This is a genomic window from Pseudomonas sp. Z1-12 (assembly GCF_051132015.1).
Lineage (GTDB): Bacteria > Pseudomonadota > Gammaproteobacteria > Pseudomonadales > Pseudomonadaceae > Aquipseudomonas > Aquipseudomonas zanjanensis.
This window is the reverse complement of sequence record NZ_CP071647.1, coordinates 3,743,086-3,769,247: the sequence shown is the minus strand read 5'-3', so window position 1 is coordinate 3,769,247 and position 26,162 is coordinate 3,743,086. Positions and strand designations below refer to the sequence as shown.

General features: G+C 63.1%; 11 protein-coding genes. 2 read left to right on the top strand and 9 right to left on the bottom strand.

The annotated features are described in order from the left end of the window. Positions 1-211: 211 nt before the first annotated feature. Both J3P85_RS15795 and J3P85_RS15790 read right to left on the bottom strand, forming a co-directional pair. The gene (locus tag J3P85_RS15795) at positions 212-1,165 is read right to left on the bottom strand and encodes a diguanylate cyclase (RefSeq protein WP_434575887.1); all 954 of its coding nucleotides are present in this window, start codon (positions 1,163-1,165) and stop codon (positions 212-214) included. A 3-nt stretch (positions 1,166-1,168) separates the two neighbouring features. Then, positions 1,169-2,179 carry a response regulator gene (locus J3P85_RS15790; protein WP_186704815.1) on the bottom strand — a complete coding sequence of 337 codons (1,011 nt, stop codon included), beginning with the start codon at positions 2,177-2,179 and terminating at the stop codon, positions 1,169-1,171. Between the two features lie 299 nt (positions 2,180-2,478). Here J3P85_RS15790 and J3P85_RS15785 point away from each other — a divergent pair, with 299 nt between their 5' ends. Next, entirely contained in the window at positions 2,479-4,851 is a 2,373-nt protein-coding gene (locus J3P85_RS15785; RefSeq protein ID WP_434702318.1) for a bifunctional diguanylate cyclase/phosphodiesterase, read from the top strand. Between the two features lie 11 nt (positions 4,852-4,862). Here J3P85_RS15785 and J3P85_RS15780 read toward each other — a convergent pair whose 3' ends face one another. From J3P85_RS15780 to J3P85_RS15765, 4 genes are all read right to left on the bottom strand, one after another. Beyond that, the gene (locus J3P85_RS15780; RefSeq protein ID WP_434702316.1) at positions 4,863-5,300 is read right to left on the bottom strand and encodes a phosphate ABC transporter substrate-binding protein; all 438 of its coding nucleotides are present in this window, start codon (positions 5,298-5,300) and stop codon (positions 4,863-4,865) included. A gap of 11 nt (positions 5,301-5,311) precedes the next feature. Continuing rightward, complete coding sequence (locus J3P85_RS15775) at positions 5,312-6,544, bottom strand: porin (protein ID WP_434702315.1); 1,233 nt, start codon at positions 6,542-6,544, stop codon at positions 5,312-5,314. Positions 6,545-6,626: 82 nt separating this feature from the next. Continuing rightward, a complete protein-coding gene (locus J3P85_RS15770; RefSeq protein WP_434702314.1) occupies positions 6,627-8,489 on the bottom strand; it encodes an ATP-binding protein in 1,863 nt (620 codons plus the stop codon). 424 nt (positions 8,490-8,913) lie between these two features. Beyond that, a complete protein-coding gene (locus J3P85_RS15765) occupies positions 8,914-10,617 on the bottom strand; it encodes an ABC transporter ATP-binding protein/permease (RefSeq protein WP_434702313.1) in 1,704 nt (567 codons plus the stop codon). Positions 10,618-10,843: 226 nt separating this feature from the next. On the opposite strand from J3P85_RS15765, the gene fhuF reads away from it, so the two are divergent. Further along, positions 10,844-11,506 (top strand): siderophore-iron reductase FhuF, encoded by a 663-nt coding sequence (gene fhuF, locus J3P85_RS15760; protein ID WP_434706383.1) that lies wholly within the window; start codon positions 10,844-10,846, stop codon positions 11,504-11,506. Positions 11,507-11,534: 28 nt separating this feature from the next. On the opposite strand, the gene J3P85_RS15755 is transcribed toward fhuF, so the two are convergent. Genes J3P85_RS15755 through J3P85_RS15745 form a run of 3 tightly spaced genes read right to left on the bottom strand, consistent with a single transcriptional unit; the run spans position 11,535 to position 26,162 of the window. Further along, on the bottom strand, positions 11,535-13,178 hold the full coding sequence (locus J3P85_RS15755; RefSeq protein ID WP_434702312.1) for a cyclic peptide export ABC transporter: 1,644 nt from the start codon (positions 13,176-13,178) through the stop codon (positions 11,535-11,537). Further along, positions 13,175-17,002 (bottom strand): non-ribosomal peptide synthetase, encoded by a 3,828-nt coding sequence (locus J3P85_RS15750; protein WP_434702311.1) that lies wholly within the window; start codon positions 17,000-17,002, stop codon positions 13,175-13,177. Before J3P85_RS15750 ends, J3P85_RS15755 begins: the two co-directional genes overlap by 4 nt. Before the next feature lie 58 nt (positions 17,003-17,060). Continuing rightward, complete coding sequence (locus J3P85_RS15745) at positions 17,061-26,162, bottom strand: amino acid adenylation domain-containing protein (RefSeq protein WP_434702310.1); 9,102 nt, start codon at positions 26,160-26,162, stop codon at positions 17,061-17,063.

The following is a 26,162-nucleotide window of genomic DNA, read 5'->3' as shown; positions in this document are numbered from 1 at the left end:
GGAGCGAGCTTGCTCGCGATGACGGCGTATCAGCCATCTTCAATGCTGCTGACCCACCGCTATCGCGAGCAAGCTCGCTCCCACATTTTTGATCTATGGCTGTCCTCGACTTTTGTGGCGCTACCAGTTCTCTGTGGGAGCAAGCTCCCTCGCCACAGGGCCGATGTTGGATGGACTGGGTGTGATCGGGCACTGAGCCGTTGCGGGCTCGCTACTCATGCACCGTCACCCGGTTGCGCCCGGTCTTCTTCGAGGTATACAGCGCCTGGTCCGCCCTGGCGATCAGGTCGGCGTGGTCGTTCGCGGGCTGGCTCAGGTCGGCCACGCCCAGGCTGATGGTGAAACGGATGGCCTGGTCGTTGTACTGCACCTCCAGCGCTTCGACGGCCTGGCGCATACGTTCGGCAAAAATCCGGGCGCCGGCCTTGTCGGTGTCTGAAAGCACCACGCCGAACTCTTCACCACCATAACGCCCCGCCACGTCGGATTCGCGTACATGCTCGCGTAGCAGCCGGGCGACATGTTCGATGACCTTGTCGCCCGCCTGGTGGCCGTAGGTGTCGTTGACCCGCTTGAAGTGATCGATATCGAGCATCACCAGGCTCAACGCATTGCCGTAGCGCTGGTGCCGGGCATAGGCGGCCTTGAGGTTGCTCTCCCAATGACCGCGGTTGTACAACCCCGTCAGCCGATCGGTGCTGGACAGGAGTTGCAGCTGTGCGTTGGCGGCTTGGAGCTGATGCCGGTTGGTGGCGACGTCGGTGACATCATAGATCACCAGGCAGATGTGCTTGATGGTGTTGTCCGGCGAGCGCAGCGGCAACAGGGTGGTGTTCTGGTACATGAACGCTTCCTGGCCGGTGATCGGCTGGTAGCTCTTGAAGCGCATCAGGTACGGACGCTGCTCCCAGACCGTGAACGCCGGCGTGCCCAGGGTGGCGACGCTCTCCACCTTGCGGCTGAACCATTGGCGATCGATTTCAGGGAACAGGCTGAAAAAATGCTGGTTGTGGGCGTCCTTGGGCTGCACCCCGGAGCGGTTCTCCATGAAGGTGTTCCAGACTTGCACGCGGTACTCGCGGTCGAGCACCACCACCCCGACGTCGATGCTCTGAACGATCGCCAGCAACCAGTGGAACTCGTTCAGATCGATGGATTCGCTCATGGCTCAGTTCATCAGGTAGGCAAGTTTATGGGTCAACCGTTCGATGGAGTCCTCCGTGAACAGCAGCAACAGGTCGAAACGAATATCGTGCCCCTCCAGGCTGTAGCTGATTTCCACCGCCAGGGTCTTTTTCCAGTGCTTGCTGTTGTCCCGGATCAATTCCTCGATGGCGGCGTGCTGGCCGAGAATCTGCGGGTGGCCCTGGGAAAACACCACGTCGATCTGTTCGGCAATGCTGCTCAGGCACGCGCCGATCAAGACACTGGAAAGGTCCAGCAGCATTTCCAGGTCCGAATAGTCGGCGCTCTGGCGCTGCATCAATTGCGCGATATCGGCGATTTCCGAATCGTGAAAGATCAACAAGGCTTCGCCGGCGATGCCGCTGCCGATAAACCCCTGGCAAATGGCGGTGAGTTGCTGGGAACTGCCGACATCGTTCAAGGCCATGTGCAATTCCCCGACCTCGAGGAGGTTGACGTTCGGCACCGGCAATTGCACGAAGACCCCCAGCACCTTGGCGATCAGCGCCGCCGCCCGGCCGATGGCCACGTTGACGGTCTCGCGGAATGCATCGTGGAAACCGATGGCCACGTTCGTGGCCGAACGATTCTGCGGCGGCACCTGCCCGGGTTGGGCCAGTAGCCCCAGCCGCGCCAGCGTCTGGCGCAGGTCGTTTTCGTCGAACGGCTTTTTCAGGAACGCCAGGGCGCCCAACTCCAGCACGCGGCGCACCGCCTCATCCTGGACGTCACCGGAAATCACGATCACCTGCGCCTTCAAGCCCTCGTCGCGCAAGGCGCTCAACACCTGGTAGCCATCCATCTCCGGCATGGTCAGGTCGAGCAACACCACGTGGCCCAGGCCTTGGCGTATGGCGTCCATGGCCTGGCGCCCGTTGACCGCTTCGGTGACCGAAACCGGCCAGTCCGCCGGCAGGGCACGCAACACCTGTTTGCGCGCCATGTTGGAGTCGTCACACACCACCAGAGGGATCAACGACACAAGGACATCCATCGAATTTCAATGGCAGGAGAGGAGGTGTTGCGTACGTCATTCATAGGCTTGCAAAGACCCTTTTGATTAACGAATCGGGTTTATCAAGCGTGGTGTCCAGCACCAGGCACTGCCGGACACGGTTGTATTGAAACTGGACCAATAAGTCAGGGACGTCAACTGCACTTCGTCATCGAATCCTGGGCAAAGCCACGGTCGGCGCGCGATTGGGCGTGGCAGGCGCGGTTTGTGGTCTATAGTTTTCAGCAGGCGGTCGGTGACCCGCAGTCCATCAGTGGGAACAATGCAGGGAGCACACCATGGCGATCCAACGGGCGAGTGTCATGACGTCGGCCCCGAGTGTCGTCCATCGAGAAAACGCCCAAGCCGATGTGACGAACAATCTGTTTCGGCGCGGTTTCGACCAGGCCAGGGAAGCCTATATCCTGTTCCCGTTGCTGGCGGCCCTGCTGCTGTTGCTCATCTGGGCCGGCACCCTGTACCTCATCAAGGTCGAACACGCTCGTGCGCAGCAGGGGATTGCCGAAGCGAGCCTGGAAATCGGCGCCACCTACGAAGCGCAGATCCTGCGGGCGGTGCGTGAGATCGACCAGACCCTCAAGCTGGTCAAGTACACCTACGAGTCCGAGCGGGAGCCCAACCCGTTGCCCAAGCTCAAGGCACGCGGCTTGCTGCCTTCTCCCTACTTGTTTGACGTCAGCGTTGTCGATGCCAGCGGCCGGGTCGTGGCCAGTACCCAGCCGAGCGAGGCCGGAAGCAGGATGGCCAAGGACGCGCTGCAAACGCCAGGGCCGGACACGGCGCTGTCGATTGGCCGCCCGTGGAAAAGCCCGGCGACGGGGGAGTGGACATTGCGTTTCAGTCGGCGGCTCGATGAAGGAAATGGCGGGTTCGCCGGGATCGCCATGATCGAGGTCGACGCGGCCTATTTCGTCAGCAGTTATGACCCCTCGAAACTGGGCGACCACGGCTTGCTCGGCCTGCTGGGCATCGACGGTATCTTCCGGGCACGGCGCAGCGGGGAAACGATCTCGGCCGGTGACCCGATCGATTACGCCAGCGTGGTGCCGGATACGGAAAACACCGAGGCCGTACGCGCGATCAACCCATGGGACGGTGTGCGGCGCTATACCAGTGCCCGCCAGCTCTACGACTTTCCGCTGGCGGTGATCGTCGGTTTGTCCGAGGAAGAACAACTGGCTGCGGTGACCCGGCAAGCGCAGCGCTATCTCTGGCGCGCGGCGGGCGTCAGCCTGCTACTGGTGTTGTTGGCGGGACTTCTCGCGCGGATGAGCTGGCAACTGGCGCAAAGCCGCTTGCGCGCGGGCGAAGCGAAAATTGCCTACGCGGAAAGTGTCGAGTACCTGGCCTATCACGACGGCCTCACGGCATTGCCCAATCGCAGCCTGTTCAGCAAGTTGTTGAGCCAGAGCATCCGTGAGGCCGACCGTTACGATCGGCAATTGGCCGTGTTGTTCCTTGACCTCGACCGTTTCAAGCAAGTCAATGACACCCTCGGGCACGATGCCGGCGATCAATTGCTCATGGAGGTGGCGCAGCGCCTCGAGGCGTGTCTGCGCAGCAGCGATACGGTGGCCCGGTTGGGCGGCGACGAATTCGTGATCCTGCTGCCGGAGCTGTCGGAGGACAACGACGTGGCGAGCGCCGCACAGAAAATCCTCGGCGCGATTGCCCGGCCTTTCAACCTTCAGGGCCAGGAGTTTCGGGTGACTGCCAGCGTCGGGATCAGCGTGTTTCCCCAGGATGGCCTGGACGAGCAGACCCTCACGAAAAACGCCGATATCGCGATGTACCAGGCCAAGCAACGTGGCAAGAACAACTTCCAGTTCTACTCCGCGAAACTGAACGCCGATTCCCTGGAGCGGCTGACCCTGGAGCTCAGCCTGCGCCACGCCCTGGAGCGCCAGGAGTTCCAGTTGCATTACCAGGCCAAGCGGGACATTCGCAGTGGCCAGATCACTGGCATGGAAGCGCTGCTGCGCTGGAATCACCCCGACCTGGGGATCGTGGCGCCCATGCAGTTCATCCCCATTGCGGAAGAGACCGGTTTGATCGTGCCGATCGGCAAGTGGGTGCTCAAGACCGCCTGCCAGCAGAACGTCGCCTGGCAACGACAAGGCCTGCCGCACCTGGGCGTCGCCGTGAACCTCACGGCACGGCAGTTTGCCGATGAGGACCTGCTGACGGATTTGGCCGAGATATTGGCCGAAACCGGTATGGATGCGCGCCTGCTGGAACTGGAAATCGCCGAGCGCCTGCTCATGCAGGACGTCAAGAGGGCGCTGAGTGTGTTGACCGGGCTCAAGCGCCTGCAGGTCCGTATCGCCATCGATGATTTCGGTATCGGCTATTCGTCGCTCTCTGCCCTCGAACAGTTTCCGTTGGATGTCATCAAGATCGACCGTTCGTGTATCTGCGACACCAGCAGCGTGTCGGAAGACAAAGCCCTGACCGAGGCCATCATCGCGATGGGCCGCACCCTCAGCCTGACCGTGGTGGCCCAGGGCGTGGAAACCAAGGAACAGGCCGATTTCCTGCGGGACAATGCGTGCGATGAGTTCCAGGGTTTCTACTTCAACAGGCCGATTCCCGCCGATCAGTTCAAGTTATTGCTGCAGGCCCAGGCAACTGATCCAAACCTCGATCCGTAAGGGCTCGCCATTCATTGCGGCTCGAGCGGCAGCGCCCTGACGCTGTCGTCCAGCTCCCGCGCGTCGATATAGCCGATGGCGTCGGGGTTCTCGGCAATACGTTTCTTGACCTCAGCGCCGCTTGGAACCGCCAGTGGCGGCTGGCCCCTGCCGGTGAAGATGATCTTCGACCAATGCGCCTTGAGCTGGGCTGCGGACTTGCCAGTGATCGTTGTGTAGAACTCATCGCGGGTCGGGGAATCTTCTGTCTGGTCAATGGGAATCGCCTGGCCGCCACCGGGAAAACGACTGGCCTTGCCCAGGAAAATATCCGCCACCTGATTGCGCGCGAGTGTCTTCACCGGGCTGGACGTGGCGACGACCACCACCACGTCGGCCTTGGCGGCAGCACTGGCGGTGCACAGGACGAGCCCCGCCACAGCGAATCCGATGAATCTCACAACCCACATGGCCTGCTCCATCAGAAGACAAAATCCACAGCCAGGCTGATGACGTTGAGCGAGCCCCCCGACGTGAAGTCCGGTTGGGGGTTGATCAACGGACCGACCGAGTTGCCCTTGAAACGTGTGTGATCGAATTGCACTTTGGCGTCCATGTTCCTGGTGAAATCCCAGCGCATACCCAGGGAAAGGGTCTGCTGGCCTTCGTTCGAACCCAAGACCGAATTGAGCGCACCGTTGAGCTCGGCGGCCGTGCCCGCCAAGGCGGGTGGCAAGGCCGCTATCGTCAGGCCCGGGCTGGAGACTTCGGTTTCGGTCCGGGAGCGTGCATAGGTGACGTAGGGGGTGAACGCTTCGATGCGGTACCCGCCGCTGATGTACCAGGCACTGGTCCGGCCCAGGCCGGAGCGGCTATCGAGACGCCCCCATTCACTCATGACGAACCAGTCGCCCGGATCGTAGCTGGCGCCCACGCCGAGAAATTCCACGGGGGTATCATCGGAGTCGTAGCGATCGGCGATGGCGATGCCTTCTGTGCCGAACGCTCTGAACGTATCGAAGAGTGAATTGAACTGCTCCAGGGTCAGGTCGGCTTTCATGTAGGTGATGCGCGTGGTGAGCACGTCGAACTCGGTGGTATTGGTGATTCCCCAGAAGTTTCTCGTCAGTGCCTTGCCGGCCCCGTCGGGCTGCCGGCTGTCGGTCTGGCCGTAGTGAGCCTGCACGGTATTGATGATTGCATCGACATGAAACCGGTAGCTGCCATCGATGCCGTCGCTGCTGGAGATCGGCATCAGGCTGTAGACCTCCATGGGCGCGCGTACCCACGGCAGGGTATAGCCCACTTTACGGGTGTCGGACACCAGGAAGGTCGGCAACACAGTACGGCCAATGCGTGCGTTGAAATCCGGCGTGAATTGGTACTTGATGTTGGCCCACTCGACGAAGGGCCGGTAGCTGTTGTCGTAGCGCTGCTCGGAAATGACCTGCACCACGGCCGAAAGCTGCGGGGTGAAGGTGGCGGTCAGTTGGGCGCCTATCAGGCTGTCGACATCGGCGCTCCAGTTGCGCGAATGCCCGGCGCCGTTGGGCTTGAAGATGCTGGACGTGAAGTCGGCTTTTTTCTCGCTGGAATGGACGATCCCCACCGTGCCGAAACTGCTCAGCGAGAACATCTCGGTAGCGTCGGCACTGGCGCCGCCGGCATACAGCGTCACGACGACCAAGGCCAAGGTATTGGGTTTTTTCACCATGGGTTCAAGGTGACCTCGTTGCGTGGATCGCCATTCGTCTGTTCCTCGTACGGTCGGCTGAAACTGCGCGCCATTACCTAGTCTAGATCGCCAATTTGAGCGTAAAGGTTGCCCCTGTTCCCGGCCCATCGCTATGGGCCTCCAGCGAGCCGCCCATCTCCATGGCCGCCAGGACGCAACTGTGCAGGCCAAAGCCATGGCCATCCTTGCGTGTGGTAAAGCCGTGGGCAAAGATCCGCGTCAGATTCTCGGGCACGATGCCTTCGCCGTTGTCGATGACTTTGATGACCAGGGTGTCGTCCTGGGGAATCTCGCTCTGAAGGATGATTTGAGGGGCCGGCTCCAACCGGTCACCCATCGCCCTGCTGGCGTTTTTTATCAGGTTGATCAGGATCAGCAGCACCCGGTGCTTGTCCAGTTGCAGCAAGGGCGTGTCGGCCAGGTTTCTCACCACGGTGATCCGATGCGCCGCGATGATGCCGGCATTCATGCGCAGGGCATCCTCGATCAGTTCCTTGACCTGCACGGTTTCGGCAAGGCTGGATGGACCTGCATAGGATTGCTGGGCGGCGACGATTTCCTTGATGTGATCGACGCTTTTGCTCAGTTGGCCGAGTTCTTCGGTCATGCTCTGTTGCTCGATCGCCAGTGCGTCCACCAACTGGTTCAGGTAGCCGGGCAACAGCTTGCCTTTGTCGTCGTGGGAGATGAAATCGCCGAGGTCTTCGGCGTGCTCGTTCATCATTTGCACCGCCTTGCCAAGCCCCAAGGCCTTGCTGGTGCGCAGTTTGCGTGTGACCAGGTCGGCGGAGATATTCACGCTGTTAAGCACGTTACCGACGTTGTGCAGCACATTGGTGGCGATTTCCGCCATGCCGGCCTGGCGTGCGGCCGCGGCCAGTTGGACCTGGGCTTCGGCGGCGCGCAAGCGGCTCTGCGCCAGCTGCCAGCTCATCCGGGCGAGCAGGCCCACCAGCAACACCAGCACCAGGCTACCGCCCGCGGCACGCCACAGATAGGTACGCGCTTGCTGGTTCACCGCGGCCAGCTGTTCTTCCTCGGACAACCCGACGATCACCGCCAGCGGAAAATCGTAGAGCTGGCGGGCACTGGTGTAGCGCCGCACGCCGTCCCAACCGTTGATCGAGAGCTTCGCCTCGGTGTTTTCAGTGTCCGGCACCACCGCCGTGTAGTTGACCGCATCGCCGGCCGATACCGTTTCTCCGGTGCGCCGTACGCGAAAGACGCCGTCCGTGCCCAGCAGCCCGAGCGCACCCTGGTCGCCGAGTTTCGAGGCGTCGTAGCTGCTGACGAAATAGGCAGCATCCACTTCGACCCTGGCGATCCCGGAAAGCCTGCCATCCGCGGCATCGAGTCGCCGGCTGAAGCGCAAGCGCCATTCTCCAGTGATTGGGCTTTTCCATGGATGGCTGATGGACAACGAATCGCTGTGCCGCAGCGTTTGCTGTTCATCCGGGTCAGCGATGTTTTCCCGGTCGTTGACCCGCGTGCTCGCCACGAGCCGGCCGTCCGGATTGACCACACTGACGTCGAACACCAAGGCCGGCGGCAACAAGGCCCGCTCCTGGAGGCGGCGCAGGGGATTGGGCTCGTCCTCGGTCTCAAAGGTGTATTTGACCAGCTTGAGGGTCTGATCGATTTCATGGATGGCGCGCAACATTTGCGCTTCGTAGGTAGCACCCATCTCCAGGCTGGCCGTCGCGGCGCTCTGCTGCGCGCGAAGATGTTCAACCTTGATCAGGTAGAGGGTGGCGCTCCAGACAACCAGCAACAGCAGGGCGGCCAGCAGCGGGAACAGGATGTAGGCTTCCTTGGCCTGGTCGAAGAAGCGCCGAAGCGTGCTGGCTTCGGTACCGCCATCGGCTTCTGCACAATGAGCGGTGCCAGGGGCCAACCTCAGTGTCTCGGGCCGCTGGATCGGCATGGCTTGCTCCCTGCATTGTTCGACCGGAGGCTGGTGAGCATCCGACACGGTTACGGCTCGAGGGGGTGTTGCTCCTGAAGGCCCGAGCGAAAGAGCCTGAATGTGTCTGACTATAGACCACAAACTCTGCATGCCAATTGTGCGAAGAGGGATGGAGTGTCGCGCAGGTCATTTGCGCTTTTTCAGGGATCTGATTGCGCAGCAAGAGGGCATATTTTGAATTGAACCCTGTGGCCCAAGTGCATCCTGTGGCGAGGGAGCTTGCTCCCGCTGGGCTGCGCAGCGGCCCCAAATCAGCCACACCGTTTCGCCAGGCACACCGCGGACACCGCTTTTGCGACTGCTGCGCAGCCGAGCGGGAGCAAGCTCCCTCGCCACAGATCTATCTTTCCCATGCTCTATTTCGTAGGCACAGGATGCGGGTTCACACCGCTTGCTTGACCTTGCGATGCACCCACTGCGCCTCGTCCTTCAACTCCAGGACGTGCCAATGGAAGTGCTCCAGGGAAGCGCTGTGCCCGACGCTGATCAGGATCGTGTCCGGCAGCGTCTCCCTGAGCAGCTGATAGCAACGCGCTTCGTTTGCCGCATCCAGCGCCGAGCTGCTTTCGTCGAGGAACAGCACCGTGGGCCTTGCCAGCAGAGCCCTGACGAACGCGCAACGTTGCTGTTCGCCGATGCTGAGGGTCTGTGACCAGTCCCGCTCTTCTTCCAACTGATCGGCCAGGTGTTGCAGGCCGACTTGCTCCATGACCTGGCGTAGCGCGGCATCCTCGTCGCGACGGGGCGGGTTGGGGTACCAGAGCGCTTCGCGCAGGCTGCCCAGCGGCAGGTAGGGTTTTTGCGACAGCGTCAGGGCGCGCTCGCGGTCATAGCCACTCGAGCCGCGAGCGTGATGCCACAGCCCGGTTATCGTGCGGATCAGCGTCGATTTGCCGTAGCCGGACGGCGCGCTGATCATCAGGCTGTCGCCAGGTTTGAGTGACAGGTTGAAACCTTTGAATAACGGCCGGCCATTGGGCAGCCAGATGTCCAGGTCCTTGATATCAAGACCGCTGGCCTGCTGTTCGTGCCTGACCTGGGACTTGACCTCGACGTTATTCAGTCGCTCCTGGAAGCCGACCAAGCGGTCGATCACCGATTTCCATTCCGACAGTTCCGGAAAGACTTCCACGAGATAAGCGATGGCGGCGTGCACTTCACCGAAGGCGGCGCTGATCTGTGTCAGGCGGCCGAGGGGAAAGGCGCCCGCGAAGAACTGCGGTGCCATGATGAACATGGGGATGACCGTGGCGCTGCGCAAATAGAGGGTCGAGTAGCCCATGATCAGTTTCTGCTTTTTCACCAGGGCCCAGAAGTTTTCCAGCGCTGCCTCCAGGCGGAGGTTGAAACGTTGGTTCTCTACGGCTTCGCCCCGGTATTGGGCAACTGAATCGGCGTTTTCCCGCAGGCGGATGAGTGAGAAACGAAAGTCCGCTTCGCGCCGCTGTTGCATGAAGTTGAGGGAAGGCAGCGCGCGTCCCAGCCAGAATGCGACGCCGGTACCCACGATTGCATACACCAGGGCCACCCACACCAGCAGCCCGGGGATGACGAAGGACTCGCCGTTGAAAGGCACGCTGACCAGGCTGGAGGCCTGCCAGAGGATGTGCAGGAACGAAAACAGTGACACCACCGATGTCAGCAGCCCCAGGCTCAACTTGAGGGATTTGATGATGAAGAGGTCGATGTCTTCGGCGATCCGTTGATCCGGGTTGTCGACGTCGGTCTCGGTCAGTTTCAGCTTATGGTAGCGCTGGCTGTCCAGCCACTGATCGAGCATGTTACGCGTCGCCCAACGACGCCAGCGCAGTGTCAGCTTCTGTTGGAAGTGAAACGCGCCGACGGTAAATGCCGCAGTGCCGATCTGCAGCAGGATGAACTGCAGGCTGCCGATCAGAAAACCGTGGTAATCCAAGGCTTGCAAGGCGTTATAGAAATGCAGGTTCCAGAAATTCGTCAGGATGTTGACACCGACCATGCACAGGGTCATCAGCACGGTGGCGAACAACAGCAACAGGGCTGGGTACTTTTCCTCGGATGCCCAGAAAGGCCGCGCGAGACGCCAGAAATTGCGGAGTGTATGCATGGGGTCTTGGTGAGCCTGGTCGCTTACGACGTTGAGTTTGCAGGGGAGGGAGGATAGGATCAGCCAATGCTAATCGTTTGCATTAGTTAGGGAAAGCCACAGGAGCCCCGTTATCGAATTTCCAGAATGGCTTAACCAGGCCTGGCCGCCGATTCAGCGGGTCATCCGGCGCGAACCTGGCGACCAGGCTTTCATTGGGTTAAGCCATGTTACCGACCCTGCCGTGCTGAACCCCTTGCTGTCCCGGTTTGCCCTGCAATACCCGGGGGTGAATCGTGCGGCTGTGGTTTCGCAATGGTCAATGAACTACATGAGCATTGCCTTGCCGGCGGCCCTGGCTTGTGGGCTCACGCGTCAGGGCGCGGTCGATTTCTGGGGTGAGAAAGCGGTGCTGTTCCACGCTGAGGGCGAACCCATGGCGCTGGGGTTGAATGCCCGGCTGCTGCCGCTGTCACCCGAGGGGCGTGCCGCCTACTGGAGTCGGCTGGTCCACGAGCACCTGGCGCCGCTGTTCGTGGTCTTGGCCGCCGCCGGTGGCTTGGCCCCGAAAATACTGTGGGCCAACATGGTCGCCATCTGGGACGGTGCCTTCGCCAGGATGGACCCCGACCTGTCGAGGGAGGGGTTCGCCGAGGCACACCAGTGGTTGGAGCAGGTCACGGTGAACGACGGTCGCCTGAGGCTGCGAGGCCTGCAGCGCATGGTGGATTCCCCAGCGCCGCTGATTTGCCCCCGTCTGCCATTGCGAAAGCATTGTTGCCTGCACTACCAACTGCACGAACCGGTAGAGGGCCAGATGCCGGTGCTCTGTGAATCCTGCCCCAAATTGCATCGCTTGCCTGTGGACGTGCAGGTCAGTTACCTGCACTCCATCTATCAGGACGACTAGCCACGGTTTCAATAGGGCCGCGATCACATCAGGTGTCGGCGGCTTGGGCTTCGACTTGGGTGAGACGGCCGTTCTCGACTTTCAATACCCGGTCGGCCTGGGAGAAGTAGGCGTCATCGTGGGTGATGACAATCACCGTCTTGCCCCGGGCCTTGAGCTCCGGCAACAGCTCCATGTAGAACACCCGCTTGAAGGTCGGGTCCTGGTCGGCCGCCCACTCGTCGAACAGGTAAAACGGTTTGTCGTCGAGATACGCTGAGACCAGCGCCAGCCGTTTGCGCTGGCCGGTGGAGAGCTCCACCGTGGAGAAGCGATCATCGACGATGCTGACCTTGTGCCCCAGGCCCAGCGCCTTGACGTAGCGGGTTGCATCGGCCGTGCGCTGTTCGGCACCCGGGCCATCGTCGCCCAACAGGTGTTCAAACAAATGGAAGTCGGCAAACACGGCGGCGAAGTGCTGGCGGTATTGTTCACGGTTATCGTCGTCCACCTCCACGCCGTTGAGTACGACGCAGCCGGATTCCGGCGCATACAACCCGAGCAGCAGCATGGATAGCGTCGTCTTGCCGCTGCCGTTGCCGCCAACGACAAACACCAGCTCGCCCTGTTCCAGCGTCAGGTCGATTGGCCCGAGCAGGAAAGGGTGGTCCTCATGCTCACCCGGATAGCGGTGACAGACCCCATTGAGCAGCAGGCGCGTCGGCCCCTGGCTGGCGAACGCGTTGCCAACCGGCGCAGCCATCTGGGCTTCGGTGCTCAATTCGGCGTCCAACTGGCGAATGCGAGTCAGGGCGATACTGGCCTGGCGCAAAGAGGGCAGCGCAATCATCAGGTCGGAGATCGGTCGCACCAGATAGAGCAACGTCACCGTGAAACTGGTGAGCACGGTGATCGACTGCGGCAGCCAGAACGGCACGACAAACAGCAGTACGCCCAGGTTGAGGTAAAACAGCAGGGTGCCGAGGTTGGCCACCACCGAATACCCGGCCATGCCGCGCAAAAAACGCACCCGGAACTCATCGGCGCCTGGACGAATGACGCGCTCGACGAACGCTTCGCCACGGGCATTGCTCAGTTGCAGTTCCTTGCTGCCTTCGATCAGGCTGCGAAAGTGCTGGTACAGCACGTCTTTCTGTTGCCGCACCCGCTCCAGGTGGCTCAGCGGTCCGCGCTCGGCCAAGTGAAACGCGATCAGGCCGACCAGCAGGAACAACGCCAGGATCAACAGTAATGACCACGACAGCCAGGCCAGGTAGGCGAAGCACGCCAGCGTCACTACGGCGTTGACAAACAGCAGCGGGACCCACTCGAACGCAGCGGTAAAGGTGTGCACGTCTTCAGTCAGGATCACCAGCAAGCGGTGTTTGCCCAGGGTTTGCAGGCGCTTGAGCGGGGTGGCGAGCAGTTTGCGCGACAAGTCGATGCGCATCTGGAAAATGGCGCTTTGGGTCAAGTGCAGTAACGACAGTTCCGAGCAGAGTTTGCACAGCAACATGCCCGCACACAGTGCGAAGAACCCAAGGGCCAGCTCCGGCAACTGATGCGGGTTGGCCAGCCCACGGTTGATCAGGATCACCAACCCCGCGCTGGCCAGGCCGCCCAGGGCGCCGCTGATGGAAGCCAATGCCAGCAGGCGTGCCGATTGGCGGTAGAGATAAAGAATCAGGTTCATGCGACGGTTTCCGTCGAGGCCGCGGCCAGCGACTCGTTGAGTTGTTCATGGAAGGCAGGCTGCCCGAGGATCGTGTCGTGATCGGCAGCGACTTGATGATGACACGTTCGCTGGCTGATGGCGTCCCATTGCGCAGGCAGCGCCGGGCGCTCGACCAGGGTCTGTTCGGCCCACCACAGGTGCAGGGTCGCCTGCACGGAGGGAACCGAATAACCGTTGACCCAACGACGTGCGTCGGCCATTACATCCAGGACCTGCTCGACGTACGCCAGCGGCGCATTGAGGCTCAGGCCGTTGGCAGGCGTCCATTGCAGCAGGGTGAAACGCAATTGCGCCACGCGATCGAGCTTGGCCGTGGCCGTGCGCAGTTGTATCAACGATTCCGGGGCGAGCGTGGCAAGGCGTTCTCGACTGTCACTGCTCAATTCTTGCTGCACGGTGGCGTACAACGCATCCCAGGCCAGCGTTTCGTCTTCGGCGTGGAACGTGCTGTCGAACAACCCCAACCACTCGACCGTTTGCCCAAGTGCTTCCAGTTGTCGGGCCAGCTCCAGGGCAAGCAGTCCACCCATGGACCAACCGCCCAGGCGATACGGACCTTGCGCCTGAATCTGGCGGATCTGCGGTACATAGGCGTTGGCCAACGCGACGAGGTCCTGGTCGCGTAACGACTCTGGCAACGCAATGCCATACACCGGTATTTCCTGGGACAACCCGGCGACCATCGGCAAATAGTGATGGACCCCGCCCGCTGGCTGATGCAGGCAGAACAGCGGTGTCTGGCCTGCCGTGCCCGGCTGCAAGGCGATAACGGCTGGGCGGTCAGGCTGGGCAATCTGCCCGGCGAGCTGGATCAGCGTCGGGTGCTGGAAGATCACGTTGACCGGCACTTCGATGCCGAGCAGGGCGCGCAACCTCGCGGTCATGCGCACCACCAGCAACGAATGACCACCGAGGGCGAAGAAGTCGTCGTGGCGACCGATGATCTCGACCTCCAGCAGCTCTTGCCAGATCGCCGCGAGCACTTGTTCGACATGACCTTCGGGCGCGGCATAAGCCGCAAGACGGTGGTTCGGTTGCCGGGCTAGCAAGGCACGATGATCGACCTTGCCGTTGGCGGTGCGTGGCAGTTGCATCAGCCACTGGATGTCGGCGGGAATCATGTGCGCCGGCAACAGCGCCGCCAGGGATTCGCGCACGACGCTGGCCTGAAGTTCGGTGGCCGACTCAACGAAAGCGCGCAGGCTGGGTTCGGCCTGGGTCGCGTCCAGCAAGACCACCGCCAGCCTGGCGCCACTGATCTTGCACAGTGCGGTTTCGATTTCCCCGAGTTCGATACGGTAGCCGCGCAATTTGATTTGCGAGTCGGTACGCCCGAGGAACACCAATTGTCCGTCCAGATCCTGCCAGGCGAAATCGCCGGTGCGGTACAGGCGTTGGCCGTTGAGTGCCGGGTGGTTGGCCTGGATAAACTTCTCGGCGGTCATCTGTGGCAGCCCCAGGTACCCTTCGGATAATCCAGGCCCGGCGATATGAATCTCGCCCTTGAGCCCCCGGGCCACAGGCGCGCCCTCGCTGTCGAGCACATACACCCGAGTGTGGGCAATGGCGCGGCCGATGGGTACGGGACCCATGCCCTCGTCAGGTTGACAGAGGGCGACAGTGCTCCATACCGAGGCTTCGGTCGGGCCGTACTCGTTGTACAGCTGCGTGCCGGGCTGGCGGCGATAGTGATGGTTCACCAGGGCGGGCGGGCAGCTTTCGCCGGCGACAATCGCCGTGTTCAGCGGGCTCGGGCTGTCGCCCAGCTCGTCAAGCAACAACGCATACAGCGAAGGCAGCGCCAGCAGGTGCGACACGTTGTGGCTGCGGATCAACCGAGCCAGTTGCAGCGGATCTTTCTGTTCGGTCTCGCTGGCCAGGTGCAGGCAGCCGCCCTGGGCCAGGCTCCAGAACAGCCCGGCGATGGAACTGTCGAAGGCGAACGACGACAGCAACAGAAAACGTTGCACGGGGTGTGGGTAGCCCGCCAGCCGCGCCGCCAGCGAATGCAGGGCGTTGGCGTGGCTGATGAGCACGCCCTTGGGCTGGCCAGTGCTGCCCGAGGTGTAGATCAGGTAGGCCGGTTGCTCCCGCGAGACCCGCGGCGCTTCCCGCAGCGGCACCGTCGACATGGCTTGATCGATGACCAGCGCACTCGGCTGCCAGTCTGTCGGCAGGTCTTGCACACGGGCGCGGTGGGTCAACACCAGGCGTGCCTGGCTGTCGCGCAGAATGTGTTCGATGCGCTCGGTGGGGTAGCTCGGGTCGATCGGTACGTAGCAGGCACCGGCGCGCAGAATCGCAACCAATGCCACCACCGCATCGATGTCGCGCGGCAGGAAATGCGCAACCCGCGCACCAGGCGCCAGGCCTTGGGCAAGCAGTTGCTGGGTCAGGGCGCTGGCGCGCTGATCCAGCTCGGCATAGCTCAAGGTGCCGCTGGGTCCGCTCACGGCCGGGCGCTGGGCCCGCTCGGTGGCGTCGAGGCTGAAGCAGTCGGCCAGGTTGGGCAGCGCGAAGATGGCCGCATACAGCTGTTCCTGCGCCGGACTCTGGGTTGGCGAAGCCGCCAGCGCGCCGGTGACACGTTGCTGCTCGGCGACGCTGCAGGTCGTCAATTGGCCCAGGCTTGCAGAAGGCTCCCGCAGACTGTGCTCGATCACGCTCAGCAGTTGCTCGGCGAGGACCCCGACGTGGGCCGGCGTGTAGAGCGCGGCGTCGAAATGCAGCGATAAGCCATGGGATGAAGACGGCTGGTATTGCAACAGCAGCGCGCAGCCGCAACTGTCGCTGTTCGCCTGTTCGATCCGCCACCCGGCATCGTTCAGGGCGCTGTCGGGCGTCGCCGCGAGTTCGCGAAAACCAACGCCCGTGAGCGATGGCGCGTTGTTCAAGTGGCTTGGGTAGCTGTCGCGGGCATCGTTGAGCAGGCCAATACGTTCGCTCAGTTGCCGGCACAACGCCGCAAACGACACCCCGGGCGGGGTGTCAAGTGTCAGTGGCAGGGGTTCGGAAAACAGGCCGAGGGCATCGCCCAGTACCTCAGGCCGCGCCTGGTTCTCGTAGGCGAGCGTCAAGCGTTCGGCTTCGCTGTAGCGTTGCCACACGGTGACCCAGGCGCCGAGCACAATAATGCCAGGGCTGACACCGAGGTCGTTCGCTTGCCGTTCAAGGCGCTGCCGGATCGCGTCGGCGAGCTGCAATTGCACGCGCTCAGGGGTAAGCACGGCGGAGGACGCCGGGTCCTGCCGATGCCAAGGTAATGGCACGTCGGCAATCATGGCGTTGAACTGCTCCTCCCAGAACCGGCGGCCTTGCTCGTCCACCGACTCCAGGCGCCAGGCCGCGTAGTCGGCGTATTGCAGGGGTGGTGCCTGGGGGGCCGCTTGCAGATAGCCCAGCGCCCATTCTTCGCCGAGATACCCCAGGCTGGTGCTGTCCAGGTGCAACGCCGGCACGTGCAACGTGGCCGATCGGGCGTCCATCTGCAGTTCGATACCCAGCGCCTGCCAATCAGCGGCTGAATCGTCGATCACCTGCATCGGCAGCAACAGCCCCGGCAGTTGCGGGTAGCGGGTGCGCAGGATCTCGTGGCGCTGGATCAGCGCCGATAAACTGCTGGTCAGCCGTGCACTGTCCAACGGTTGTTCACTGCCAATACGCAGCGTGGCCCGCTGCGCTGTCGTCGAGGCCAGGCGGGTTTGTTGCAGGCGCCACAGGCGGGCCTGCTGCGGTGACAGTTCGAAACCTTCAAACGAGGTGTCTTCGTGAGACTGAGTCATGCTGAGACCTGTACAAAAAGGTGGGGAATGAGCGCGAGGAACATTGAATCGAAGCCGATCATTGCTCGGCGTCCTTCACGACAGTGCGACGACGGGCCTGGCCCAGGGCACTCTGGCGCGCGCTGCCGGCTTCACGCAGCGCGGCCTGAGCCTGTTCACGGCGGGTCTGTTGCAGTTGATTGAGTGGCAGCAGCAACCGGGCGACATCGGTGTCGGTGTTCAGGCTCAGTTGCTCCAACAGGCAAATGAACAGGCTGTCGAACAGTTCGATGCAGTCACGGGTGTAACGGCCGGTGTCGTAGTCGTACACCACCAGCAGTCCCGCACCCTCATCCACGACGTTGATCAGCAGGTCCACATCCGAGGCCTGTGGCTCAAGCTCCCGTTCACTGATTGCCAACCCCGGCAGATGCAGGTCCTGCTGGCGGGTGTTCTGCACCACCAGTTTGACCTGGAAGAACGGCGTATACCGGGCGTCTCGCTGTGGCAGCAGGTCAGCCACCAGCGCGTCGAACGGCAAGTCCTGATGGGCAAAGGCCTCCAGCGCCACGCGTCGAGCATCGCCCAGCAACTGGTCAAACGTCTGCTGCGGCGTGACGCGGCAACGCAGCACCAACTGATTGACGAAGAAGCCCACCATGTCTTCGGTCTGCTGTTGATGGCGGTTGGCGATGTCGGTGCCGACCAACAAGTCTTCACGTCCGGTCTGCTGATGCAGCACGACGTTCAGCGCGCTGTGCAACACCATGAACGGCGAGGCGTCGCGAGCTTTCGCCAAGTCGTTGATGGCCTGGGCCAACGACGCCGGCAGGCGACTGCGATGCCGCGCGCACCCGCTGTGATCGCGGGTTTGGGCGCCCGGCAACAACAGCGGCCCCGGGCTGGCTTGCAGCTGCTGACGCCAGTAGGTCAGTTGTTGCTGCCAGACCGGGCCCGGCAGGTGCTTGCGTTGCCACACGGCGAAGTCGGCGTATTGCAGCGGCGGGGTGTCGATACGGGTTGCCGGGCTGCCAAAGCCGGCATAGTCGCTGGCCAGTTGATCCACCAACTGCGCAATGGACCAGGCGTCCACGGCAATGTGGTGCAGGGCGATGGCCAGTACATGGGTCTGCGCGTCCAGTTGCAACAACCGTGCACGCATCAACGGCGCTTGGGTCAGGTCGAACGGTTGGCCGAAGACTTCGGACAGATGTGCCTGGATGGCCGGCTCCCGTTCCTGATGCGGGACCTGTTGCAGATCGGTGACCGGCAGGGCAAACGCCTGTGCGGCCTCGATCCGCTGCCAAGGCTCACCGTGGTCACTGTGTACGGTGCTGCGTAGCACTTCATGACGGGCGATCAATTGCTCGAAGGCCAGGCGCAAGGCTTCGACATTCAGCGCCCCGGTCAACGTCAAGGCGAACGGAATGTTGAAGCCGCTGGAGCCAGGGTTCAACTGTTCGAGGAACCACAAGCGCTGCTGGGCAAACGACAGCGGCAAGGCCTGCGACCGATCCGCCTGGGTGATGGCGGGCAGGGCCAATGGTGCTGTCTGCAAGCGCGCGCTGTCGATGGCACGGGCGAGGTTTTCCAATACCGGATGGTCGAAAACGGTACGCAGCGGCAAGTCCACCGCGAGCTGGCTGCGAATGCGCGAAACCACCCGTGTCGCCAGCAACGAGTGCCCGCCGAGGGCAAAGAAGTTGTCGTCTGCACCGATCGCCGGCACGTTGAGAATCTGCGCCCAGATCGCGCCCAGTTGCTGCTCGGTGTCGCTGCTCAGCGGTCGTTGTTCGATCAGGTTGTTGTCCAGCGTTCGAGCCGTCAGTTCCTTGCGGTCGACTTTGCCGTTGGCGTTCAACGGCAATGCCTCCAGCTGTTGCCAATGGGCCGGCACCATGTAGGACGGCAGGCGTTGGGTCAACCATTCGCGCAGTACCGCCACCGGTGTGTCGTCGCCCGTCCAGTACGCGACCAGTTGCAGGTCGCCGCGCTGGTCGGCGTTGACGATCACGGCCACGGCCTGCACGGCGGGATGACGACCCAGGTGATCTTCGATTTCCCCCAGTTCGATACGGTGGCCGCGGATCTTCACCTGCTGGTCGCGGCGTCCGAGGAACTCGATCACCCCATCTGCGCGCCAGCGCCCCAGGTCACCGGTGCGGTAGAAACGGGCCTCGGGTTCGAACGGGTGCGCGACGAACGCGGCCCGGGTTTTGTCCGGGTCGTTGAGGTAGCCGCGGCCGACCCCCACGCCACCGACGCAGATTTCCCCCGGTACGCCCACCGGCACCGGACGCAGTTGCGCGTCAACCAGGTACAAATGGTTGTTGGCGGTAGGCCGGCCAATCGGCATGGCATTGCCGTCCTCGTCCGGCACTTGGGTCAGCGGGTGGAACGCCACATCGTCCGAGCACTCCGCCGGGCCATAGGCGTTCATCAACGGCACATGGGCAAATCGACGCAGCCAGGCTTGGGCCAGGGCTGGAGGCAGGGCTTCGCCGGTGGGCAGCAACCAGCGCAGTGCCGGCAGTTGTGTGTCGGCGTCAGCGAGGTCGAGCAGGGCGCGGATCATCGTCGGCACGGCTTCTAGCACCGACAGTTGTTGCGCTTGCAGCGCAGCCAGCAGGCGCTCGGGATCATGGGCAATCACGTCCGGCAGGATGTGCACGGTGGCGCCGAGAACCGGTGCGGCGAGGAATTGCCAGACCGAAATGTCGAACGCCGGGGAGGCGGTCTGGGCAATTCGGTCGTCGCTCGACAGGCCCAGCGTCGGCACCTTGCCGAAGATGTTGTTGAGCATGCCCCGTTGTTCGATCATCGCGCCTTTGGGGGTGCCGGTGGAACCCGAAGTAAAGATTACATAGGCTAGGTCGTCAGGGCTGCCGGCCGCAGGCAGCGGCGTACCATCACCGCTCAGCCAGAGGGCTTCGGTGCGCAAGCGTCGCGGTGTTGCAGTACAGGCGGCCAGTGCCGGATCGATGACCGAGTCGGCGCTGTCGCTGGCCAACAGGATCGTCGCCCCGGACAGTTCGAGAATTTCCCCCAGGCGTTGTGGCGGATGCTTGATATCCAATGGCAAGTAGGCGGCACCGGCCTTGAGCACGGCGATCATCATGCTCAGCAGCGGCAGGCCGCGTTCGCCGGCCAGGGCCACCAGGGTGTCACGGCCGGCACCGGTTTCCACCAGGGCCCGGGCCAGGCGATTGGAGCGCTGGTCCAGCTCGGCGTAGCTCAGGCGGTCGGCGCCGCACACGGCAGCGATGCGCTGTGGATGCGCCGCCACCTGGCGGGCGAACAGCTCGGCGTAGGTTTGCTCCAACGGGAAGTCGAGTTCGCTGCGGTTCCAGTCCACCAGCAACGTCTGGCGCTCCTCCGGCGTCAGCAACGACAGCGAAGCCAGGGGGGCCTCAGGCTGGGCGACCATTTGCGTCAGCAACTGGCGCAAGTGGCCTAGCATGCGCTGCACGGTCTCGGTGTCGAACCGCGCGGCATCGTAAGTCAGGCGAATGCCCAGGCGATCGCCGGGGTAAAGCACCACCGTCATTGGATAGTTGGTGTGCACGCGGTCTTCGTAGATGTCGACGTTGAAGTCGACCTGACGATCCGACAGGCCGGCGTCGAACGGCGCGTTTTCGAACACCACCAGGCTGTCGAACAGCGAGCGACCGTGCTCGAGTTCACTCCAGCGCTGAATGTCCACCAGCGGTGCGTGTTCGTAGGCACGCAGCTCGACGTTATGTGCGAACAGCGCTTGCAGCCATGGCACCACGGCTTGTTCATCGTCAACCTTGACCCGCAACGGCAGGCTGTTGATGAACAGGCCGACGATGTCTTCCACGCCGGGCAGGTCGGTGGGACGGCCCGACACCGTGACACCGAACAGGACGTCATCACTGCCACTGTAGCGCGATAGAAGCAGGGCCCACGCGCCTTGGATCCATGTGTTGGGCGTGAGTTGGTGTTGTTGGCACAGCGCGGTCAATGCACGGGTATCGGCAATCGACAGGGTGACGTCAAGGTTGGCCACGGTCTCGACCGCTTGCTCGGTCGTGGCCGGGCGATCCACCACCAGCGGTGTCGGCGCGTTGAAACCGGCCAGTTCGCGGGTCCAGAATTGCTCGGTGACGGACGTGTCCTGGCATTGCAGCCAATGCACATAGTTGCTGAACGATGGCAGCAACGGACGCGCCACCGGCTGGTCGAGTACCCGCGCCTGGTAGTGGGCGAAAAGGTCGGCCATCAACAGGCCGAAACACCAGGCGTCGGTCAGGATGTGATGGAAGCTGCGCACGATCAGGAATTCCTGATCGGCTACCTGGAATACCCGCAGGAACGTCAACGGTGGCCGACGCATGTCGAAACCCTGACGGCATTCAGCGTCCAGCACCGCGTCCAATTGGCGCTGGCGACTCGCCTCGTCGAGGTGCCGCCAGTCGTACCAGGCGAAGGCCGGGTCGGTGTCGTGATAAACGCATTGCAGCGCCGCCTTGCCGTCCTGCCACCAGAAACCGGTGCGCAACATCGGGTGCCGGGCCAGTTGTCGCGCCCAGGCGAACTCGATGGCGCTGCGGTCCAGTTCACCGTCCCAACGATAGCGCTGCTGCATCAGGTAAATGCCACTGTTGGGGCGCAGCAGAGTGTGCAGCAACATGCCTTCTTGCATGGGCGACAGGGGCAGCAAGTCGTCGATGCCGGCCCAGTCGAAGTTCGCGCCCAGGGCGCTGAGGTCGTGACCGGCGGCACGGCACAAGGGGAACGCGTGGGCGCCGGGGGTGACGTGTTCGGCATCGGCGGCCAGCAGGGCCAGACGCTGTTCCAGCACCTCGGCCCACTGTTCGGCGCCTGGGCCACGGCAATCAATGTGCAGTTGACCGTGTCGCAGGCTGACGGACAGGGTCAGTCCCGAGGCGTCGATCGGCGTGCTGCTGGCGATGACGTCGCCCAGCGGCCCCTCATGGACCTGCCACGCGCCGGCCATGACGATATGCACGGTCGGCTGCGGCAGGCTCAGCAGCGGTTCGCGCAAGTACTCGTTGTCGGCCAGGTAACGCAACACGCCGTAGTCATCACCGGTGTTCGGGGCGGCGGCCAGTTGTGCGTCAACCTGTGCAAGCATCTGTGCGGCGCTGGCCGTCGGTGTCACGGTCAGGCGCAGAGGCGCGGGGTGGCTCAGCGCGCCGATGACCGTGGCCGGGTCGAAATCGGTGCGGCTCAAGGCGCTGGTGAGCGGTAGGCGAGCGCGTTCGCAGCGGCCGCGATCCAGGCTTAGCCAGACGTCCTGGCTAGCCGTTTGTTGTGCCAGTTCCGCTGCGACGGCGGTGGCCACCAGTGAGGCCCAAGGTGCGTGGCTGCGGCGTTGCAGCAGATTCAGACGGGCGCTGAGCGGTGCCGAAATCTGCACGCTGCTTTCAGTGGCCGGACCGTCCGGTTGCGGGGTGGACGGCAGGGTTTCACCGGCATATTGCAGCCAGTATTCCCACGCCGGCTCCAACCCGTCTTCATCCTTGGCACGGGTATTTTGATGCTCAGCCCATTCATCCAGATTGCCACCGTGACGCGGCAATTCGATTGCACGGTCGTACTGCGCTTGCGCCACGGCCAACGCCAGGTCCGTCATCAGCAATGCCCATGAACTGGCGTCCAGGCGCAAGGCGTGGGCCACCAACAGCACCGCGTCACCCTGCTCGCAAAGGCAGGCATGCCAGCCTTCGCCGGCGGCGTGGTCCAGCGTGGCCAGGGTGGCTTCAGCCAGCTCGGCCAATGCGCTGGTATCGGCAGTGTTCAGCGACTGGCGACTGGCGCTGACTGGTTTAGGCGTCGTGGGCAGGGTTTGCACCCAGGTACCGTCAGCCTGTGGGGCCAGGCCCACTTGCAGCGCCCGGTGCTGCTGTTGCAGGGCCAGCACGGCACGGCTCAATACCTCGACGCTGACCGGCGCTTGCAGCGCCACGCAACGCCAGTCGGCCTTGAGTGGGCCGGCTTCGAGACGGGCGTGTTGACCCGCTGTCAGCGGTACATCGCGTGCAGCGTTGCAGGTGTCGCGGCTGTAGTTCGTGCCTTGGCTGATCACCGCGGAGATTTCGGCGATGGTGCGGTTTTCGAACAATTGCTTGGGCGTCAGTTTCATGCCGCGCTGGTGGGCACGGGCGATGATCTGCAGGTTGAGGATCGAATCGCCGCCCAGGGCGAAGAAGTTGTCGTGGATACCGACGCGCTCGACCCGCAGCACATCCTGCCAGATCTCGACAAAGGCGCTTTCCACCGCATCCCGTGGGGCTTCGTAGGTGTCCCGGCGGGTCGGGGCGTCGGGCAATGGCAAGCCGGCGATGTCCGGTTTGCCGTTGGCGTTCAGCGGGATGGCATCCAGGGCGATGAAGTCGGCCGGCACCATGTAGTCCGGCACGCGCAGCGCCAGGTCATGGCGCAGCTTGTCGGCGGACATGGAGGTACTGGCCACCAACCAGGCGACCAGGCGTGGCGTCTCCTCGGCCGGTTGTATCACGCGCACCAGCACTTGCTGGATGTTGCTCGACAGGCGTTTGATCTGCGCTTCGACTTCGCCCAATTCAATGCGGTAGCCGCGCAGCTTGATTTGATTGTCGACGCGCCCGAGGAAGGCCAGCTCACCAGACTCCAGCCAACGCACACGGTCGCCGGTGCGGTAGGCGCGGGGCAGGTCGGCCACGGCCGTGAAGCGCGCAGCGGTTTGTGCTGGATCGCCGAGGTAGTCGATGGCCAGGCCTTCGCCGCCCACCCACAGTTCCCCCGGCACGCCGACAGGCACGGCGTGACCGTGGTTGTCGAGTACCCGCAGTTGTCGGTTCGGTTGCGGCTGGCCCAACGGCTGCACACCGACCAGAGGCTGGTCGATGCGCGACAGGCAAATGCCCACGGCGCTTTCGGTCGGGCCGTAGTGGTTGTAGACCGCGAGGTCCGGACGCAGCGCCCGGAGGGTCTCCAGCAATGTGCCTTGCAGCGCTTCGCCACCCAGCAACAAGGCGCGACGCGGGAGCAGATCGGCGTCGGGGTGAGCAGCGAGTAGGCCGTGCAGGTGGTTGGGGGTGAGCTTGACCAGGTCCGGGGTGAACTCGGCAAAACACTGCGCCAGTGCGTTCGGGTCTGCGCGTGTGTCGTCGTCCACCAGCAACAGGCTGCCACCGCTGGCCAGCGCGCCGAACAACTGGGTGTAACCGAGGTCTGCCGCCAGGGTCGAGAGCAGCGCATGGCGCCAGGGTTGTTCCGCCTCGGCGCAACCCAGCTCGGCCAGAATGCCGGTGATGTAGGCGGTGATAGCCCGATGGGACAGGCGTACACCTTTCGGCGTACCGGTGGAGCCGGAGGTGTAGATCACGTAGGCGCAGGCCTGTTGATCCACCGTGGGCAGGTCGCTGCCGGTGGCCCGCGCCGAGGCCTCGATCACCTGCACGGAGGCGCTTTCGAAGGCCGGTGTACCGATGATGAAGTTCACGTCGGCGCTGGCGATCAGCGCACTCAGGCGCGAGGCCGGTTGGCCCAGGTCCAGCGGCAGGAAGCAGCCACCGGCCTGCATCACCGCCAGTAGCGAGATGACTGCGTCGTTGTTGCGGGGCAGCGCCAGCGCGACGCGATCACCCTGTTGCAGGCCGCGCTGGCGCAAGGCGTTGGTCAAGCCGGTCGATGCTTCGAGCAGTTCGCCGTAGCTCAAGGCGCCGTGGGTGTCGCGCACGGCTTCACGCTCGGGATGGCGGCGGGCCTGGGCGGCGATCAGTTCGTGCAGCGGTGCATTGGGCAAATCGAGGGGCGCACCGTTGCCCCAGTGGCGGGTCAGTTGCAGTTCTTGCGTCGGGCACAGGGGCACCTCGGCCAGTGGCCGATTTGCGTCACGGCTCAGTTCTTCGAGCAGCGCTGTCAACTGCATCAGCAGGCGTACGCCGGCCGCGTCGGACAAGCGCTTGCGTTGATGCACCAGATGCAGTTGCAAGCAGTCGCTTTCCATCGACGCGATCAGCGATATCGGGTAGTTGTTGCGCCCGCCAGTGTGGCGCAAGGGCGCGGCGTGTTCGGCGTCTGGCAGGCCGAACAGGCCCTCGTCGATCTGATCCAGTTCCCGGGGGAATGGGAAGTTTTCGAATACGATGATCGCTTCGAACAACTCACCGCCCGGCGGCAGCGCGGTCAACGCCCGCAGGCTCGCCAGCGGTGTGTGTTCATGCTCGCGCATCTCGGCGTTCCAGTCCTGGATGCCAGCCAGCCATTGGCCCACGGTCGGTGCATCGTCCCAACGAACGCGCAACGGCAAGGTGTTGATGAACAGCCCGACCATGCGCTCGACGCCGTTCAGACGCTCTGGGCGCCCGGCCACGGTGACGCCGATCAGGCTCTCATCCGTGCCATTGTGACGGCCCAGCAGGTAAGCGTAGGCCGCTTGCAGCAAGGTGTTGACGGTCAGGTTGTGGTTGCGGGCGAAGCTGGCCAGGCGAGCGGTGGTCGCGGCGTCCAGCCTCAGTGAATGCTCGGTGCAGGGCAGGTGAGCGTCTATCGGGTCGACGAGCAGGCCACGTGGGTCCGACTCGGGCACGCGGGTGGTGTTGGCGAAGTCTGCCAGGCGGCTGCGCCAGAAGTCATCTGACGAAGGGCGTTCACTGAGGTAAGCCACGTAATCCTGGAACGGTCGCACCGTTTCCAGCGCCGCGTGCTGGCCGCGCCGCGCCGCGCGATACAGATCGCGCCAGTCTGCCAGCAGCGAGCCGACGCTCCAACCGTCGAGCAACAGGTGATGGTGCGTCCAGATCAGCGACCACTGTGCTTGGCCGTTCACATCGTCCAGTCGCGCCAGGGTCAGGCGCATCAACGGGGCGGCACCCAGCTCGAACGCCTGTGCGTGATCTTCTGCCGCGAGGGCTGCCAGCTTTTGCGAGTGACCGCGTAGGTCGACTTCCCGGAGGGGCAGGTCGACTTCCTTGAGGATGACCTGATAGGCGTCGTCCAGCTCTTCCCAGAGAAACGCCGTGCGCAACACCGCGTGGCGTTGCATCAGGGCCACCCAGGCCTGGCGGAACGCATCGAGGTCGAGCTCTCCGGCCAGGCCGATGTTCATCTGCTGGTAATAGACCCGGGATTCGGGCGCATAGGCCTCGTGGTACAGCAGGCCTTTTTGCAGCGGGGTCAGCGAGTAGATATTTTCGATTTGGTCATGCAT